Raw genomic sequence first — 18,329 nt, forward strand, 5'->3', positions numbered from 1 at the left:
GTCGACGACGTTGTCGGTGTCGCACCGCTCAGGTGCGTGCCGTCGACGCTAGTCGGCCCGAGGTTGCAGGAGGTTGCGCCGAGGACCGCGGACCGGATCGGCCGTCAGGACGCCGAGAGCTCGGCGTCGATCGCCTCGATGCGGGCGACGAGGCCGGCGCGCTTCGGTGACCGCGGCGGCAGCAGTCGGAGGCAGGCGTGCAGGACCTCGACGTCGTCGGGCGCGGCCGCGGTCCGGATGTAGTCGTGCAGCAGGTCCGCCGAGGCGTCGGTCAGCATCGCCTCGCGGAGGCGCGTCGCGACCCGGTCGCGGAGGTCGACGACACCGGGGGCGGTGGAGTCCGGCAGGAGCGGGCCCGGGTACGCGGCGAGCGCGGCGCGGTGGGCGCCGCGGTCGAGGAGGGACAGCACCTGGTGGGCGTCGAGCTGGAGCGGGGTGGTGAGCCGGTACGGCCGCGAGGCCGGCACGAGTGTCGGCGCGGTCCCGCCGAGCACCTTCCGCAGCCGGACGAGCTCCGCCCGGAGGGTGACCGACGCCTCGTCCGCGTCGTAGAGCAGCCCGGCGAGCGCGTCGGCGCTGAGGCCCTGGTGGTGCCAGGCCAGCAGGGTCAGGATCTCGGCGTGCCGTCGGCTGAGCTCGGTCGGGCGGCTCGCCCCGTGTCCGACCAGCAGGCCGGTGTCACGGCCGAGCACCTGCAGGCCGGGCCGCACCGTGGTCGTCCGGCGGGCTGTGTCCGTGCGTGGGCGACCGGCGAACCGGCGGTCGGCGACCGCGCGCAGCCGCTGCACCATGATCTCGGACTCGACGGCGGCGGCGGTCGCCTCCATGAGCGGCAGCGCATGCGAGGCGACCGCCTGCGGGCCACCGGTGATGTCGATCACGCCGATGATCTGCCGGGTCTCGGGATCGTGCACCGGGACCGCCGTGCAGCTCCACGGGTGCACGAGGCGGTTGAAGTGCTCGGCCGCGTGGATCTGGATGCCGTGGTCGAGTTCGAGCGCGGTGCCCGGGGCGCTCGTCCCCACCTCCCGCTCCGACCACCCGGCACCCTCGACGAAGAGCATGCCCTCCGCCCGTCGCCGCAGATGACGGTCGCCGTCCACCCAGAGCAGTCTGCCCATGGCGTCGCCCACCGCGACGAGCATGCCGGAGTCGTCGTCCGCGTCGTTGACCAGCAGCTTGGTGATCACCGGGAGGACGCCGGCGAGCGGGTGCCCGAGCCGGTGGTCGCGCAACTCGTCCTCGTCGAAGGCGAGCTCCGGCATGAGGTTGTCCGGGTCGAGGTGACGGCCCATCGACCGTTCCCACGACTCGCGGACGAGCCGTCGGACGAGTCCGCGCTGCGCTTCGGCACGCGCCGGGGCCGCCAGCCACGGACTGGACACCTCACCACCACCCATCCACGTCGACCGGTTCTGCGGACAGTGTATCCGCCGCAGCCCACCGGTCGACGGGTAACCTCAGGCGGCCGGACGGAACCGGCGGAGGCGCAGGCTGTTGAGCACGACGAACACGCTGGAGAACGCCATCGCCGCACCCGCGATCATCGGGTTGAGGAGGCCGAGCGCGGCGAGCGGGATCGCCGCCACGTTGTAGGCGAACGCCCAGAACAGGTTGCCGCGGATGATCCCGAGCGTCCGCCGGGAGAGCCGGACGGCGTCGATCGCCGTGGCGAGGGAACCGGAGACGATGCTGAGGTCGGCTGCGCCCTTGGCCGCATCCGTACCCGTCCCCATGGCGATCCCGAGATCGGCCGTGGCGATCGCCGCTGCGTCGTTCACCCCGTCGCCGATCATGGCGACGCGGTGACCGGCCGCCTGGAGCCGTTCGACGGCGGCGACCTTGTCGGAGGGGCTCGCGTCGGCGATCACCTCGGTGATCCCGACCTCGCCCGCGACCCGCGCTGCGACGGCCGCGTTGTCGCCGGTGAGGAGCACCGGTGTCATCCCCAGGGACACGGCGCGTCCGATGGCGGCGCGGGCCTCCGGCTTCACGGTGTCGGCGACCTCGACGACGCCGCGGACCTCGCCGTCCCAGGCGACGACCACCACGGTGCTCGCACGCTCCGCGGCTGCAGCCAGGGCGCTCGCCGCGTCCGGCCCGATGCGGAAGCCCTGGTCCTCCGCGAAGGCGGGACGTCCGGCCAGCACGGTTCCTCCGTTGATCGTGCCGGTGACGCCGAGACCCTCGAGGCTCGCGAAGTCCGAGACCACCGGACGAGCTGCATCGCGGCGGGTCGCTTCCGCGACGATCGCCTCGGCGATGGGGTGCTCGGAGGCCGCTTCGAGCGCCGCGCCGAGGGCGAGCACCTCGTCCGTCGCACCGGCCGCCCAGACCTCCGTGACACTCATCCGCCCGGACGTGACGGTCCCCGTCTTGTCGAGCACGATGCGGTCGATGCCGCTCGCCCGCTCGAGCGCCTCCGGACCGGCGATGAGGATGCCGAGCTGCGCGCCACGCCCCGTCCCGACGAGGAGGGCCACCGGGGTCGCGAGCCCCAGCGCACACGGGCAGGCGATGATGAGGACGGCGACCGCGGCGGTGAACGCCGCCTCCATGGTCGAGCCGGTGAGCGCCCACACGATGGCGGTGCCGAGGGCGATCACCAGGACGACCGGGACGAACACGCTCGAGACGCGGTCGGCGAGCCGTTGGACCCGGCTCTTCCCGAGCTGCGCCGCCTCGACCGCCTGCGCCATGCGCGCCAGCTGCGTCTCGGCGCCGACGGCCGTCGCCCGCACGACGAGACTGCCGCCGCGCGCGATCGTGCCACCGATGACCCGCGAGCCTGCCGTGAGCTCGACCGGGACGGACTCCCCCGTCACGAGACTCTCGTCGACACTCGCCGCCCCCTCGACGACGATTCCGTCGGTGGCGACGGACTCGCCGGGACGCACGAGGAAGTGGTCTCCGACGAGCAGCTGCTCGATCGGGATCCGTTCCTCGGTGCGGGTGGGCGCCATGAGGTCGGTGGGGTCCGGCGCACGGTGCCGGAGCACGGAGACCTCGGAGGCACCCAGCGTCATGAGGTCGCGGAGTGCCTCGCCTGCCGCACGCTTCGAGCGCTGCTCGATGAGACGGCCGGCGAGCAGGAAGACGGTCACGCCGGCGGCCACCTCGAGGTACAGCGCGCTCGACGGGTCGGCGTCGGGTGCGAAGAAGGTGAACTCGTGCCGCATGCCCGTCATCCCGGCCATGCCGAAGAAGAGCGCCCAGACGGACCACAGGTAGGCAGCCCCCGTCCCGAGCGTGATGAGGGTGTCCATCGTCACCGAGCCGTGCCGCAGCGTCGCGAACGTCGCCCGGTGGAACGGGTACCCACCCCAGAAGACGACCGGCGTCGCGAGGGTCAGCGAGAGCCACTGCCAGTGGTCGAACTGCCAGGCGGGGATCATCGCGAGCAGCACGACGGGCAACGCCAGCACCGCACTGACGACGAGGCGGGTGCGGAGCGTCGTCACGGTCGCCGAGGGGTCGGACGTCGTTCCCGACGTCGGAGTCTGCTCCCGGTTCGCCGCGGCGCGTTCGTCAGCGGGCGGACGCACCGTCGCCGTGTAGCCGGCCTTCGCGACGGCTGCGACCAGCTCGTCCGCGGTGACGGTGGAGGGCGCGGTCACCGTCGCCCGTTCGGTCGCGAGGTTGACCTGCGCCTCGACACCGTCGAGCGCGGTCAGCCGCTTCTCGACGCGTGCCACGCAACTCGCGCAGGTCATGCCCTCGATGTCGAGGTCGAGCTGGATGAGTGGCGCGCTCATCAGCGACGACCCACGAGGGTGTAGCCGGCTTCCTGGACGCCGGCACGCGATGGCCGCCTCGTCGGTCGACGAGGCGCCCGAGACCGTGACCGTCCCCGCGTCGAGATCCACGGCGACCCCGTCGACGCCGGAGAGCGCGGAGAGCTCGGTCGTGACGGCGGACACGCAGTGCGCGCAGGTCATGCCGTCGACCCGGTAGGTGATGGTTGCGGTGGTTTCGGACATGCGTCCTCCTCAGTGGATCGGAGCCTTCACTATACCCCCCGGGGGTACCTGTTGCAACCGATCCGGCGCGACATGACGGCGCACTGATGAGGCATCGACACCGGGACGGCCGTCGCTCGACCGCGCGCATCCCGGCGCCGAGCGCGGACGAGCTCAGTCGGCCCGCACCGGGCCGATCGTCATCCAGGCGACCGCCGTGTTCGAGCAGGCCGGGACGGCTGCCGAGGCCACGAAGACCGCCGTGAACGAGTGCGGCGGGTAGACCCGATAGCCGTCGCCGGTCACCGCCTCGCAGTCGTCGAGCGGCCCGCCGTCGGATCCGATGTTGACCGAGGTGAGGGTCGCCGACGCCGAACCTCCGGCTGGAAGCGTCACATCGGCCGGCGCCGCGTCCTCCTGCTGGACCGCTGCGGCGCCCAACTGGGTGCCGTCGCCGTCTCCGACGACCGAGACCCCCGGAGCCCCGCGGAGGACACACGATTCCCGACCGGTGTTCGTGAACACGACGCTGGAGGAGATGCTGCCCGCACCTGCATCGGCCCCCGAGACGGTGACCTGGAGGACGCTGTCCGCGCACTGGCCCGCCGGCGCGTTCGGATCCGACCGCAGCCGTTGACGTCGGGCTGCTCGTCGGTGATGGAGCCGCCGACGTCGCGATCGCCGAGGGGGACGGAGCGGGAGACCCCGCGCAACCTGCCAGGAGCAGGACGACGGCGAGCGGTGTGATGGTGAGGAGGGATCGGCGCATGCGCTCACGCTAGCGACCGGGCGAGTCCGACGCCAGGGAGCGACGTCCCCTGTCGACGTCCGGAGACCCTCCGCGGCGTTCAGCCGAGGAGACCGAGCTCGCCCACCGCAGCACGCTCCTCCTCGAGTTCCGCCACGGAGGCGTCGATACGCCGCTGCCAGACGGGCGCGATGTCGAGCCCCTCGACGACCTCCCAGCGTCCGTCGACCGAGCGGGCCGGGAACGAACTCACGAGCCCCTCCGGCACGCCGTACCAGCCCTCCGAGGGGAGCGCCACGGACGTCCAGCGCTCCGGCCGGCCCGGGGTCGCCGTGCCGTTCACCCAGTCATGCACGTGATCGATGGCGGCGGCAGCGGCCGAGGCGGCGGACGACGAGCCCCGGACCGCGATGATCTCCGCACCGCGCTTCGCCACCCGTGGGATGAACTCGTCGGCGATCCACTCCTCGTCGACGAGTTCGAGGGCCGGACGACCACCGACCGTCGCGTGGGAGAGGTCCGGCACCTGGGTCGCCGAGTGATTGCCCCAGATCACGACGCCGTCGATCTCGGACACGGCTGCGCCGGTCTTGGCGGCCAACTGCGCGACGGCGCGGTTGTGGTCGAGTCGGGTCAGGGCGGTGAACCGTTCGGCCGGCACCCCGGCGGCGGCCGACTGCGCGATGAGTGCGTTCGTGTTGGCCGGGTTGCCGACCACCAGGACGCGCACGTCGTCGGCCGCACCGGCTCCGATCGCCGCGCCCTGCGGTGCGAAGATCCCGCCGTTGGCCGCGAGGAGGTCGGCTCGTTCCATGCCCGGACCACGTGGACGGGCACCGACGAGCAGGGCGACGTCCACCCCGTCGAAGGCGCGCGACATCTCGGTCGTCGCCTCCACCCCGGCCAGGAGCGGGAACGCGCAGTCCTGCAGTTCCAATGCCGTCCCCTCGGCCGCTCCGAGACCCTGCGGGATCTCGAGCAGGCGCAGGACGACGGGCCGGTCCGGCCCCAGCAGCTGACCTGACGCGATGCGGAAGAGCAGGGAGTAGCCGATCTGGCCTCCGGCTCCGGTGACGGTGACGACGGTGGGTTCGCTCATACGCCCACGCTACTCCGCGGCCTCCGGGGTGGGTCGTGAGGCCTGCAGGTCCGCCTCGGCGGAGTCGACCGCCTCGTGCTCCTCCGGGGACACCGGCCCCACCCGGCTCTTCCGTTGGGCCGAGGACTCGGACGGCAGCGCGACGGCCGCCTCCGTGATGCGGTTCGCCATCCCGTTGAAGATGATCCCGTGGAACGGCAGGATCGCGAACCAGTAGAGGCGTCCGCCGAGCCCCTTCGGGAAGAAGACGGCGCGCTGCCGGTAGACCGAGCCGTCGCCGACCGGGGTCGCGCTCATCTCCAGCCACGCGAGACCGGGCACGCGCATCTCGGCGCGCAGGCGAAGCATCCGACCACGTTCGAGGTACTCCACGCGCCAGAAGTCGAGGGCGTCCCCGACGCTCAGGTGCTGCGGATCGTCGCGACCACGTCGCAACCCGACACCACCGACGAGCTTGTCCATCCAGCCACGGATCGCCCACGCCAACGGGAAGGAGTACCACCCGTTCTCGCCGCCGATGGACTCGATCACCGAGAAGAGCCGGTCGGCGCCCGCGGAGGTCTTCCGTTCCTTGAGATCGATGTAGACGGTGTGTCCGGCCCAGTCGGGGTCGCTCGGCAGCGGGTCGCTCGGCGCGCCGTCCACGGTCGCGTTCCGCCAGGAGGTCTCGACCTCACCGTCGCGCATGCGCTGCAGCGCGAGGCGCACCGCGCGTCGGTACCCCGTCAGACCGCCCTCCGGCGGCGGGATGACCGCGTCGATGTCGTGGTCGCCCATGACGCAGTCGACGAGCAGCGACTCGATGATCGGCGACGCGAGCCGGCGCGGGATCGGGGTCACGAGGTTCACCCACTGCGAGGCCAACCACGGGGTGAGGACCGGGAGCGGCGCGATCGGGCGCTGCGGGAGGCCGGCCTCGACCGCATAGCCGTTCATCATCTGTCCGTACCGGAGGACGTCGGGGCCGCCGATGTCGAAGGCCCGGTTCACGTCGCGGTCGACCTCGGCGCTCGCCAGCAGGTAGTGCAGGACGTCACGGACCGCGATCGGCTGGATGAAGTTCCGGACCCAGCGCGGCGCCGGCATGTACGGCAGGATGTCCGTCAGATGGCGGATCATCTCGAAGGAGGTCGATCCCGAACCGATGACCACGCCGGCCTGCAGGACGATCGTCGGAACGCCCGAGGCGAGCAGGATCCGCCCGACCTCGGTGCGGGACCGCAGGTGCTTCGACAGCTCGACGCCCTCGGGGTGCAGGCCACCGAGGTAGACGATGCGCGACACCCCTGCCGCGGCAGCGCCGGCGGCCACGTGCTCCGCGGCGTCGAGCTCCGTCTGCTCGAAGTCGCCCTTGCCACCCATGGAGTGCACGAGGTAGTAGACGACGTCGACGTCCACGCAGGCCGATGCGACCTGAGCCGCGTCACCGAGATCACCCTCGACGACCTCCACCTGATCGCGCCAGGGCACGTCGGTGAGCTTCTGCGGCGAGCGCACGAGCACCCGGACCGTGTATCCGGCCTCCAGCAGCCGCGGCACGAGCCGCCCGCCGATGTAGCCGGTGGCACCCGTGACGAGCACGCGCTTCGGAGTCGATGATTCGGTCATGGGTGCAACGTTACGACCCGTCGACGACAGCGGCGCCCGGCTGTACAGCCGGGCGCCGCTGTGCAAGCACCACGCGGGTGCCACGAGTCGCTACAGGAGCGCCTTCGTGTGCCAGACGGTCTTCACCTCGGTGAACGCGGTGATCCGGTCGAGACTCGCGGGGACCGAGCCCCGGGAACCGTTCGGGCGGACCACCCGCTTGAGCGTCTCGGCCGCGAGGACCTCGAGCTCGATCCAGTCGAGCTCGCCGGCGCCGGCGAGGTCGATCGCGTTGACGTCGGCGTGCGATGCGAGCCACGGAGCCATCTCAGCCGGCGATCCGGTCAGCACGTTCACGACACCGCCGGGGACGTCACTCGTGGCGAGCACCTCGGCGAGGCTGATCGACGAGAGCGGCAGGCGCTCGCTCGCGATCACGACGATCGTGTTCCCCGCGACCAGCGCTGGAGCGACGACGCTCACGAATCCGAGGAGCGACGAGTCCTGCGGCGCGATGAGCGCGACGACGCCCGTCGGCTCCGGAACCGAGAGGTTGAAGTACGGACCCGAGACGGGGTTCGCTCCCCCGACCACCTGGACGTACTTGTCCGCCCAGCCCGCGTACCAGACCCAGAGGTCGATGGCCTCGTCGACCTGTGCTGCGGCCTTCGCCTGCGAGACGCCTTCGGCCTGGACGATCTCCTCGATGAACTGCGCCCGCCGACCCTCGAGCAGCTCGGCGATGCGGTACAGCACCTGCCCGCGGTTGTAGGCGGTGGCACCCGACCAGCCGGCCAGCGCCGATCGTGCGGCGACCACCGCGTCGCGGGCGTCCTTCCGCGAGGCGAGCGATGCGTTCGCGAGGAACTCCCCCTTGGCGTTCGTCACCTCGTACGTCCTTCCGGATTCGCTGCGTGGGAACTTGCCGCCGATGGCGAGCTTGTAGGTCTTCGGGATGGTGAGCCGGCTCATCGCTGGGCTCCCTTCTTGGCAGCCTTGGGAGCTGCGGTGGGGGCGGACACTGCGGAACCGGCCGGCGCGAGGTAGGCACCGAGCCCGTGGCGACCACCCTCGCGGCCGTACCCCGACTCCTGGTACCCGCCGAACGGGCTGGCTGGATCGAACCGGTTGAAGGTGTTCGCCCAGATGACGCCGGCGCGGAGCTTGTCCGCGACCGCGAGGATCCGGCTGCCCTTGTCGCTCCAGATCCCGGCCGACAGTCCGTACGGGGTGTTGTTCGCCTTCGCGATGGCCTCCGCGGGCGTCCGGAAGGACATGACCGAGAGGACCGGCCCGAAGATCTCCTCGCGGGCGATCCGGTGACTGGTGGACACGTTCGTGAAGATCGTCGGCGCGAACCAGAACCCGTTCTCGGGCAGCTCGCAGTCCGGGCTCCACCGTTCGGCGCCTTCGAGCTCGCCGATGTCCGAGAGCTCGCGGATGCGGGCCAACTGCTCGGCCGAGTTGATCGCGCCGACATCCGTGTTCTTGTCGAGCGGGTCGCCGACGCGCAGCGTCTGCAGACGGCTCTTCAAGCGGTCGACGACCTCGTCGTGGATGCTCTCCTGGACGAGGAGCCGGGATCCGGCGCAGCAGACGTGACCCTGGTTGAAGAAGATGCCGTTGACGATGCCTTCGATGGCCTGGTCGATCGGTGCGTCGTCGAACACGATGTTCGCGGCCTTGCCACCGAGCTCGAGCGTCAGGCGCTTGTCGCTGCCGGCGATGGTCTTCGCGATCTCGCGCCCGACGGCGGTCGACCCGGTGAAGGCGACCTTGTTGACGTCGGGGTGGCGCACGATCGCCGCGCCGGTCGCTCCGGCACCCGTGACGATGTTCACGACACCGGCCGGCAGCTCGGCCTGCTGGAGGATCTCAGCGAAGATGAGTGCCGTGAGCGGCGTGGTCTCGGCCGGCTTGATGACGACCGTGTTGCCGGCGGCGAGCGCCGGTGCGACCTTCCACGCGAGCATGAGGAGCGGGAAGTTCCACGGGATGACCTGCCCGGCCACGCCGAGGGCACGGGGGTTCGCGCCGAGGCCCGCGTAGTCGAGCTTGTCGGCCCAACCGGCGTAGTAGAAGAACCAGGCGGCGACGAGCGGGACGTCGACGTCGCGGGACTCCTTGATCGGCTTGCCGTTGTCGAGGCTCTCCGCCACGGCGAGCTCGCGGGCGCGCTCCTGGACGAGGCGCGCGATCCGGAAGAGGTACTTGCCGCGGTCGGCGCCCGACAGCTTCGACCACACGCGGTCGTAGGCACGCCGCGCGGCGGTGACGGCGCGATCGACGTCGGCGTCACTCGCCGCGGAGATCGTCGCGATCGACTGCTCGGTGCTCGGTGAGATCGTCTGGAAGGTCCCACCCGTGCCCTCGGTGAACTCGCCGTCGATGAAGAGGCCGTACTCGGAACGGAGGTGGAGGACGGAGGTGGACTCCGGGGCTGGTGCGTATTCGAGGAAGCTCATGATGTCCTAGTCGATGGTGACGTAGTCGGGGCCGGAGTAGTGGCCGGTGGTGAGTTTCTGACGCTGCAGGAGCACGTCGTTGAGGAGGCTCGAGGCACCGAAGCGGAACAGGTGCGGCTGGAGCCACTCCTCGCCGACCGTCTCGGCGACGGTCACGAGGTACTTGATCGCGTCCTTCGAGGAACGGATGCCGCCGGCGGGCTTCACACCGATCTGCTCACCGGTGAGGCGGTGCCAGTCGCGGACGACCTCGAGCATGAGGAGGGTCACCGGGAGGGTCGCGGCGGGCGCGACCTTGCCGGTGGACGTCTTGATGAAGTCGCCGCCCGCGAGGATGGCGAGCCAGGAGGCGCGCTTCACGTTGTCGTAGGTGTTCAGCTCGCCGGTCTCGAGGATGACCTTGAGGTGCGCCGAGGTGCCGTCGCTCCGACGGCAGGCCTCCTTGACCGCGACGATCTCGTCGAAGACCTGGCCGTACCGGCCGGAGAGGAACGCACCCCGGTCGATGACCATGTCGATCTCGTCCGCTCCGGCGTCGACGGCGTCGGCCGTGTCCGCCAGCTTGACCGCGAGGGAGGCGCGTCCGCTCGGGAAGGCCGTCGCGACCGCCGCGACGTTGATCCCGCCGGCGTCGTGTGCCGCACCAGGCTGCGTGTGCGCCGCGCCGAGCGCCTCGACGGCGTACGGCACCATGTCGCCGTAGACGCAGACCGCGGCGACGCGCGGTGTGGACGGATCGCCGGCGTCCGGGGTGATGGCCTTGGCCACGAGGGAGCGCACCTTCCCGGGGGTGTCGGCGCCCTCGAGGGTGGTGAGGTCGATGAGTTCGATGATGCGGTCGAGGGCCCAGGCCTTCGACGTCGTCTTGATCGAGCGAGTGCCGAGGTCCGCTGCGCGCTGTTCGAGCCCGACGGCGTCGACGCCCGCGAGGCCGTCGAGGTAGCGTCTGAGGCTGGCGTCGGTGACGGGGCCGTCGACGAGTTCGAGCGCCGTCGGCTTCGCCACGAGGTCGCCTGGTGGAGTGGTCATGGTGCGTTCCTTCCGAGCAGATCCTGCTCCGGGGTGTGCTGCTTGGCGGATGATGGTTCGTGGTCGGCGAGCAGTGCCGTCGCGGTCGCCTCGTCGGTGACGAGCACGGTGCAGAGGCCGCTGCTGACGACGGCTCTCGCGACGGCGTGCTTCTGCGGCTCCGGCGATGACCGCGATGCTGCGACCGGCGCGCCGGAGCGCTTCGAGTCCGAGCCCGACCGTGCGCTCGTCGAGTGTGGGGTCGACGATCATGCCCTCGGCGTCGATGTAGCGCCCGACGACGTCCCCGACGGCACCGCGTGCGACCAGGACGTCGACGTCCGCGGCCGTGAGGTACCCGCTGTGGACGAGGGCGGAGTCGGGCCCGGCCACGCCGGCACCGTAGAGGTAGGTGTCGGCCGCTGCGGCCGTGCGGAGCACCTCCGCGACGGTGCGGTCAGACTCGATGCTCAGCTTCGTCTCCAGGCGCTCGAAGATCGCCGGGCTCGGGAGCAGGGTGACGTCGCCACGGCCCTTCTCGGCGATCCGTGCAGCCGTGGCGGCCGCGGTGCCGACGCGCTGGTTGAGGCTCACGCCGCCGTTGATCTGCACGACGGAGAGCCCCGTCGCCCAGCCGTCGGACAGGTGGTCGGCGATGTCGCGCAGCGTCCTCCCCCAGCTCACGCCGAGCGTCCGCGGCACCGGTCGCATGGCACCGAGGTAGTCGGCCGCCGCGCGAGCGACGCGTTCGTGGAGGTCGGCACTGTCGCTCGGGCTCGGCACGACGACCGCGTCCGCGAGTCCGAAGCGCTCGCGGAGCGCCCGTTCGAGTGGGAGGCGGCGTGCGCGCGGGTGCACGATCTCGATGCGGATGTAGCCGAGTTCGCGGGCCTGGGCGAGGAGCCGACCGACCTTCCACCGCGTGATGCCGAGCAGCGCGCCGATCTCGTCCTGGGTCTTCGTCTCGTCGTAGTAGAGCTCCGCGGCGCGCACCGCGAGCAGCTCGTCGCTTTCGATCACCTCGGGCCTCCTCCGGATCGTCTCCAGCCTAGGACGCCACCACCACCCGGACAACGTCCGTTGGTACCCATGCTCAGATGAGCAGTGGCCGGTGCGCGGATGCGCATCGTCGCCGGGGATCCGTCAGGAGGTCTGGACCAGACCGGTCAGCGACCGCGTGCTGCGAGGTCCGCCTCGATCGTCGTCGGCCGGCCGGTGATTCGGCCGGCGATGGCGCACAGCGCGCCCGTGGCCAGCAGGAGCAGCAGCGGGACGGTCCACGATCCGGTCACGGCGTGCAGCAGGCTCACGACCAGGGGGCCGAGTGCGCCGAGGGTGTAGCCGACGCTCTGCACGAAGCCGCTCAGGGCGACCGCGCCCTCGTGGGTCGCCGTCCGCAGGTTGATGAGCACGAGGGCGAGCGGGAACAGCAGCGGGCCGAGCCCGGCCAGCAGCACCCACAGCCACGTGAGCGTCGCCGGCCACAGGAGCAGCCCGAGATAGCCGAGCACGAAGCACGCGCTCGCGACGTAGACGAGGACGGCGACGTTCCGCAGCCTCGCGACGAGCATCGGGACGATCAGGCTCGCCGGGACACCCATCGCGGAGAAGAGCGAGAGCAGCAGGCCGCCCTGGGCCGGGGTGACGCCGGCGACGTCACCGACGATGGTGGGGAGCCAGGTGAACATCGCGTAGGCGTTCAGCGAGGAGGTGGCGAACACCGCCGCGATGGCCCACGCGATCGGCGAGCGGTGGACGAGGACGCGCCCGGCGCGGGGCACCTCCTCGATCTCGGGGTCCGTCGCGGCGGCGGCCCGGGCATCCCGACGCTCCCGGACGATGAGCGTGATCCAGGGCAGCACGGCGAGCATGGCGACGATGGACCACACCCCGAGCGACACCTGCCACCCCGCGGCATCGGCGACCGGTACGGCGATCAGCGGCGGGATGAACGTGCTGACCGACAGGACCGTCGCGTAGAGGGAGGTGACGAGGCCGACGCGGTCGGGGAAGTACTTCTTGACCAGCGGCGGGAGCACGACGTTGCCGATGCCGATCCCGGCGAAGCAGAGCGCACTCCCGATCGCGAGGACGGCGAAGTCGGGGGCGAGCGAGCGCATGAGGTGTCCGGCCACGATCGACCCGAGTGCGATGAGCAGCACCGGCTCGAGGTGCAGCCGACGCACGAGTCGCGGGGTGAAGACGCCGAAGAGGGCGAAGCACAGTGGCGGCAGCATCCCGAGGAGCCCCAGCCCGACCGACCCCACGCCGATGTCGCCGTCGATCTCGGCGAAGATCGGCGACAGCGAGGTGACGGCCGTGCGGAGGTTCGCCGCGACCAGCACGATACCGACGAGCGCGAGGGCCCTCCCCCGCCACAGGGGACGCGGACCCACTAGGACAGCATCCGGCGCGCGCGCTCGACGTCGTCGGTCATCTGCACGATGAGCGGCTCGATCCCGGTGAACGCGACCATGCCGCGGATGCGCTCGACGAACTGCACCTCGACCTCGTCGTCGTAGAGGTCGAGATCGGTCTCGTCGAGGACGTAGGCCTCGACCTGCTTCTGCGGGACGCCGTCGAAGGTCGGGTTGTTCCCGACCGAGATCGCCGCCGGATACCGACGTCCTCGCCAGAACAGCCAACCCGCGTACACGCCGTCCGCGGGGATGAGACCCTGCGAATCGGGAGACAGGTTGGCGGTCGGGAAGCCGAGTTCCCGGCCACGCTTGGCACCGTGGACGACGACGCCCCGCACGCCGGGCGGACGACCGAGGAGTCGCGACGCCTCGCGGACGTCACCCTCCTCGAGGAGTTCGCGGATCCAGGTGGACGACACCCGACGCCCGCCGCCGGGACGGACGTCGTCGACGACGCGCACGGAGAAGCCGTAGACCTCACCGAACGACTCGAGCGTGGCGACCGTTCCGAGGCCGCGATGGCCGAAACGGAAGTCCTCGCCGACGAGCACCGTCCTGGCGTGCAATGCTCCGACGAGGATCGAGGTGACGAACTCCTCCGGCGTGAGCTGGGCCAGTGTCTGGTCGAAGCGCAGCAGCAGGGCCGCGTCGACCCCGGCGTCCGCCAGGAGACCGAGCTTCTGCTCGTTGCTCACGAGCGACGCCGGGCAGCGGTCGGGGTTGATGAGACTCAGCGGGTTGCGGTCGAAGGTGACGGCGACGGAGCTGAGACCGGCTGCCGCGGCCTCCTCGAGGAGCGCGGCGACGACCGCGCGGTGACCCGTGTGGACGCCGTCGAACTTGCCGATGGTGACGGCCGACGGTCCGAACGCGTCGGGGACCTGGTCGAGCTCGGTGAACGTGATCATTTGCCGGTACGCCGATGTCCGGCCAACCACCACAGTCCGAGGACCGGGAGGACGAGCGGGATGTAGACATAACCGCGGCCGAAGCCGGACCAGACCGTGTCGTGGGGGAACAGCTCGGGATCGAGCAGGCTCAGCAAGCCGACGATCAGGACCCCGGCGAGCTCGAAGGAGATCGTGGCCCAGGCGATCCGCCGCCAGACGGCGCCTGGAGCGACGAGCGAGACGGTCGCCAGGATGTACACCACCGCGGCGACGGCCGAGAGCAGATAGGCCAGTGGCGCCTCGTCGAACTTGGTCGTGATCTGCACCACGGACCGGCCGGTGGCGGCGAGCGCCAGGATGCCGTAGACGGCGACGAGCACGACCCCGACACCACGGACGCGTGGGCGGGCTGGAGCGGTGGTGGGGAGAGGCATGACCCGACGATTCTATGCGACGCAGGCCCTCGCCCAGACACTTCGCGACGGTCACGCGAGCTGCGGTGCCGTCGTCCTCAACCGCCGTCGGTGCGCCGACGGTCAGCCGAGCTGGACGGTCCAGATCTGCTCCATGCGGTAGAGCATCACCGCGATCGCGAGACAAACGACGCCGAGGACGACCGTCGACCATCGGGTGCGCTCGACGAGCGCCCAGAACCCGCCGGCGATCGGCAGGATCATCGCGGAGACGAGGTAGGTGTAGAACTCGGGCACACTCCCCGTGGCGGTGTTCCCGAACGCGGGCGCGGCGATCGCCACCACCAGTTGCGCGATGAGGAGGACCTCGACGAGTGCCGTCGCCCCCATCGTCAGGTCGTTCGGCGCGCGCCCGGCGAACCCGAGCACGATGCAGAGGAGCCCGGCCACGACCGCGACCGCGATCTGGGCGAGGGTGAACCACTCGATCATGCCGATTCCTCCGCCGGGAAGTTCACGACCGACTTGAGCGAACCGCCACGGCGCTCGACGAGCCCCACCAGTCGGCCCTCCGGTGCGACGGCGGCGATCGGACCGGTGTGGCCGGCCGGCAGCTCGCGTTCGAGCCGCTTCCCGTGGCCGAGGTCGACCGCCTCCTGCTCCGTGAGCTCGAGGGCACCGAACAGGCGCTTCGCGACGTCGGCCGGGTGCAACAGCGCCGTCTCAACGTCGAGGTCGTCGATCGTCGACGCGTCTGTGACGTCGAAGGGTCCGATCCGGGTCCGGCGAAGCGCGGTGAGATGGCCGCCGACGCCGAGGGAAGCCCCCAGGTCGCGGGCGAGGGCACGGATGTAGGTGCCGGAGGAGCAGACGACCCGGACGTCGACGTCGACGGCCGCACCATCCCGACGGATGGCCAGCACGTCGAACGCACTGACGGTGACCGCACGGGACTTCAGCTCCACCTCGATCCCCTCGCGGGCCAGGGCGTAGGCGCGCTTCCCGCCCACCTTGATGGCGCTCACCGTGCTCGGCACCTGCTCGATGTCGCCCGTCAGCGGACGGATCGCGGCGATGATCGCGTCGTCGTCCACCGCTGCCACCGCGGCCTGGTCGGCGCGCTCGGTGACCTCACCTTCGGCGTCGTCGGTGGAGGTCGCCTCGCCGAGGCGGATGGTCGCCGTGTACTCCTTGTCGAGACCGACGATGAACGTCAGCAGTCGGGTCGACGAGCGCGTGCCCAACACGAGCAGCCCGGTGGCCATGGGATCGAGCGTTCCCGCATGCCCCACCTTGCGCGTGCCGGCGAGCCGTCGCACCCGGGCGACCGCGTCGTGGGAGGTGTGCCCCTGCGGTTTGTCGATGAGGAGGATACCGGGACGGGCGGACGCCGACCCGGGTGCTGCTGTGCTGTTCTCGACCACCTTGCAACGGTACCAGCGGCGGTCGGCACCGCCGGGCGGCCGGAGCACCCCTGGGCGGCGGCGCTCAGCAGAAGTCGGCGAAGATCCGCCGTGGGTGCCGCTCGTCCGTGTTGTCCACGAGGGCGGTCGCCCGCGCGGTCGGGTCGTCGTCCTTGCGGTAGAGCGCCTGCCCGCCCACGTAGCGCGCGTTGGACGGCGCCGTCGGGTCGGCGTCGACGCCGAGGCGCTCGTGCAGCCGCTCGTAGGCCGTCGCCATCGGGACGTCGAGCCAGACCGACGCATGCCAGAGGCCGCGGAGCTCGGGACGGTTCAGGAAGACGCCGTCGACGATGAGGACGGCGTCCTGCGGGCCGGTCGTCCAACGCAAGGGAGCGCCGACGTCGCGCTGCTCGTCGAACCCGACGAGTTGGAAGCCGGCGCTGCCCGCCAGGCGGAAGGGTTCGACGAGCACCCGGCGGAACAGCGAATAGTCGAACGAGTCGAGCCAGTAGCCCTCGGCCGAGTCCCGCCCCCGCGCGTACCGTTCCTCGCGAGGACGGTGGAAGTCGTCGATCGAGGCACGGAACACCGCGCGTCCGGCCTCGTCGAACACCTCGGCCAGTCCGTCGGCGAACGCCGCCGTGCCGGAGCCGCTGACGCCGTCCACCGCGATGAGGGTGCGGCCTCGTGGGTAGTCCCGCTGGAACTGGTCTCGCAGCTGCCGGAGCAACTCGATCCGTGGTGTCGTGACGAGCTTCATGGCGCCGAGCCTACCCGCGCGGATCGTAGGCTGGTGCGGTGCCGCCCGAACCCTCCGACCTCGCCCCGCTCGTGACGGGATGGTTCCGCACCAACGCGCGCGACCTCCCGTGGCGACGCCCGGGGTTCCCCGCCTGGGGCACGCTCGTGTCGGAGTTCATGCTCCAGCAGACGCAGGTCAGCCGGGTGATCCCGCGGCTCGAGGAGTGGCTCGGGCGCTGGCCGACGCCCGCCGACCTGGCGGCCGAACCACCGGCCGAAGCCGTCCGCGCCTGGGGCCGACTCGGCTATCCGCGCCGAGCGCTCTGGCTCCATGCGGCGGCCACCCAGATCGCCGAACGGCACGACGGCATCGTCCCGTCGGACGTGGACCAGCTCCTGGCGCTCACCGGCATCGGCGACTACACCGCCCGCGCCGTCGCCGTCTTCGCCTACGGGGACCGGCACCCGGTGGTGGACACGAACACCCGACGGGTCATCGCCCGAGCCGTCCGCGGCCAAGGCGAGCCCGGCCCACCGAACGCCAAGACGGACCTCCCCGCCATGGAGGCGCTCCTGCCGGAGTCCCGCTCGGAGGCAGCCGTCTTCAACGCCGGGCTGATGGAGATCGGCGCGGTGGTCTGCACGGCTCGAGCACCACGGTGCGAGGAGTGTCCGCTCCGCGAGGTGTGCGCGTGGCGCGCGGCGGGATACCCGGCCTACGACGGACCGGTCAAGACGAAGCAGAAGCAGTTCGCGGGCAGCGACCGACAGGTCCGGGGCATCATCATGGCCGAGCTCCGCTCGACCCACCGCTCGCTGACGGACGAGGAGCTCCGGGCGCTCTGGCCCGACGGCGAGCAGTTCGACCGCGCACTCGCCGGACTGGTCGCCGACCGCCTCGCGGTGCGCGTCGACGGCGGGTACGCCCTCCCCCACGACTGACCGGTCCCTCAGCCCCACCCGGTCCCTCAGCCCCACCCGGTCCCTGAGCCCCACCCGGTCCCTGAGCTTGTCGAAGGGCGCACGTCGACAGGCTCAGAGACCGGATGAAGGAATCCCGGTCCCTGAGCCTGTCGAAGGGCTGGTGCGAGGTGGCTAGTCCTCGGCGTCCACGTCGCGCGGCTTGACGTAGGGGTCCTCGTCGCCGGCGTAGGCGGCACCGGCGGCAAGCCCGGCCACCTCGGTGTCGCGGTTCTTCGCCTCGCGCAGCAGGTCTTCGATGTGCTGCGCGTTCTCCGGGATCGCGTCCAGGAAGAAGTCGAGGCTCGGGGTCAGCCGGGTGTTGATGTTGCGGCCGATCTCGGCACGCAACAGGCCCTTGGCGGACTCGAGCGCGGCCGAGGTGTCGGCGCGTTCCTCGTCGGAGCCGTACACCGTGTAGAACACGTTCGCGTGCTGGAGGTCGCCGGTCACCTGTACGTCGGTGATCGTCACGAAGCCGAGCCGCGGGTCGCGGATGCCCTTGTCGAGCCGTTTGGCGATGACTTCCTTGATGCGGTCCGCCAACTTGCGGGCCCTGGGGTTCTCTGCCATCTCGTCCTCCTCTGATGACCGTCGGGCGGAGGGCCGCCCGACGGATGCTGCACACACAATACA

General features: G+C 71.1%; 16 protein-coding genes and 1 pseudogene. 1 reads left to right on the top strand and 16 read right to left on the bottom strand.

The window, feature by feature from the left end:
• Positions 1-104 precede the first annotated feature (104 nt).
• The 15 genes and pseudogenes from AC5JOC_RS12805 to AC5JOC_RS12875 form a co-directional block, all read right to left on the bottom strand.
• Positions 105-1,385 carry a GAF domain-containing protein gene (locus AC5JOC_RS12805; RefSeq protein ID WP_411558526.1) on the bottom strand — a complete coding sequence of 427 codons (1,281 nt, stop codon included), beginning with the start codon at positions 1,383-1,385 and terminating at the stop codon, positions 105-107.
• 75 nt (positions 1,386-1,460) lie between these two features.
• Positions 1,461-3,980, bottom strand: a complete 2,520-nt coding sequence (locus tag AC5JOC_RS12810; protein WP_494246525.1) for a heavy metal translocating P-type ATPase — start codon at positions 3,978-3,980, stop codon at positions 1,461-1,463.
• A 153-nt stretch (positions 3,981-4,133) separates the two neighbouring features.
• Positions 4,134-4,736, bottom strand: a complete 603-nt coding sequence (locus tag AC5JOC_RS12815; protein WP_494246526.1) for a DUF4232 domain-containing protein — start codon at positions 4,734-4,736, stop codon at positions 4,134-4,136.
• Positions 4,737-4,807: 71 nt separating this feature from the next.
• The gene (locus AC5JOC_RS12820; RefSeq protein WP_430893146.1) at positions 4,808-5,806 is read right to left on the bottom strand and encodes a malate dehydrogenase; all 999 of its coding nucleotides are present in this window, start codon (positions 5,804-5,806) and stop codon (positions 4,808-4,810) included.
• A gap of 9 nt (positions 5,807-5,815) precedes the next feature.
• On the bottom strand, positions 5,816-7,414 hold the full coding sequence (locus AC5JOC_RS12825) for an SDR family oxidoreductase (protein WP_124769555.1): 1,599 nt from the start codon (positions 7,412-7,414) through the stop codon (positions 5,816-5,818).
• 90 nt (positions 7,415-7,504) lie between these two features.
• Positions 7,505-8,365 carry an aldehyde dehydrogenase family protein gene (locus AC5JOC_RS12830; protein WP_411558531.1) on the bottom strand — a complete coding sequence of 287 codons (861 nt, stop codon included), beginning with the start codon at positions 8,363-8,365 and terminating at the stop codon, positions 7,505-7,507.
• Positions 8,362-9,858: an aldehyde dehydrogenase family protein gene (locus tag AC5JOC_RS12835; RefSeq protein ID WP_124769557.1), complete on the bottom strand. Its 1,497-nt coding sequence runs from the start codon at positions 9,856-9,858 to the stop codon at positions 8,362-8,364. Before AC5JOC_RS12835 ends, AC5JOC_RS12830 begins: the two co-directional genes overlap by 4 nt.
• 6 nt (positions 9,859-9,864) lie before the next feature.
• Positions 9,865-10,887: a deoxyribose-phosphate aldolase gene (gene deoC / locus AC5JOC_RS12840; protein WP_071262338.1), complete on the bottom strand. Its 1,023-nt coding sequence runs from the start codon at positions 10,885-10,887 to the stop codon at positions 9,865-9,867.
• 216 nt (positions 10,888-11,103) lie between these two features.
• Positions 11,104-11,886: pseudogene (locus AC5JOC_RS12845) on the bottom strand (sugar-binding transcriptional regulator); the annotation flags it as partial.
• 146 nt (positions 11,887-12,032) lie between these two features.
• The gene (locus AC5JOC_RS12850) at positions 12,033-13,262 is read right to left on the bottom strand and encodes an MFS transporter (RefSeq protein ID WP_494246527.1); all 1,230 of its coding nucleotides are present in this window, start codon (positions 13,260-13,262) and stop codon (positions 12,033-12,035) included.
• A complete protein-coding gene (locus AC5JOC_RS12855) occupies positions 13,262-14,194 on the bottom strand; it encodes a bifunctional riboflavin kinase/FAD synthetase (RefSeq protein WP_079707151.1) in 933 nt (310 codons plus the stop codon). Before AC5JOC_RS12855 ends, AC5JOC_RS12850 begins: the two co-directional genes overlap by 1 nt.
• A complete protein-coding gene (locus AC5JOC_RS12860; protein WP_064294503.1) occupies positions 14,191-14,610 on the bottom strand; it encodes a hypothetical protein in 420 nt (139 codons plus the stop codon). Before AC5JOC_RS12860 ends, AC5JOC_RS12855 begins: the two co-directional genes overlap by 4 nt.
• A gap of 102 nt (positions 14,611-14,712) precedes the next feature.
• Positions 14,713-15,081, bottom strand: a complete 369-nt coding sequence (locus AC5JOC_RS12865; RefSeq protein ID WP_064294504.1) for a hypothetical protein — start codon at positions 15,079-15,081, stop codon at positions 14,713-14,715.
• On the bottom strand, positions 15,078-16,013 hold the full coding sequence (gene truB / locus AC5JOC_RS12870; RefSeq protein ID WP_494246528.1) for a tRNA pseudouridine(55) synthase TruB: 936 nt from the start codon (positions 16,011-16,013) through the stop codon (positions 15,078-15,080). The genes AC5JOC_RS12865 and truB overlap by 4 nt, the downstream gene beginning before the upstream one ends.
• 64 nt (positions 16,014-16,077) lie before the next feature.
• Positions 16,078-16,752: a nucleoside/nucleotide kinase family protein gene (locus AC5JOC_RS12875; protein WP_071262341.1), complete on the bottom strand. Its 675-nt coding sequence runs from the start codon at positions 16,750-16,752 to the stop codon at positions 16,078-16,080.
• A 38-nt stretch (positions 16,753-16,790) separates the two neighbouring features.
• Here AC5JOC_RS12875 and AC5JOC_RS12880 point away from each other — a divergent pair, with 38 nt between their 5' ends.
• A complete protein-coding gene (locus tag AC5JOC_RS12880; RefSeq protein ID WP_494246529.1) occupies positions 16,791-17,675 on the top strand; it encodes an HhH-GPD family protein in 885 nt (294 codons plus the stop codon).
• A gap of 153 nt (positions 17,676-17,828) precedes the next feature.
• Here AC5JOC_RS12880 and rbfA read toward each other — a convergent pair whose 3' ends face one another.
• Positions 17,829-18,266 carry a 30S ribosome-binding factor RbfA gene (rbfA, locus tag AC5JOC_RS12885; RefSeq protein WP_079707157.1) on the bottom strand — a complete coding sequence of 146 codons (438 nt, stop codon included), beginning with the start codon at positions 18,264-18,266 and terminating at the stop codon, positions 17,829-17,831.
• Positions 18,267-18,329 lie beyond the last annotated feature (63 nt).

The sequence above is a fragment of the Plantibacter sp. genome (genome assembly GCF_059073635.1).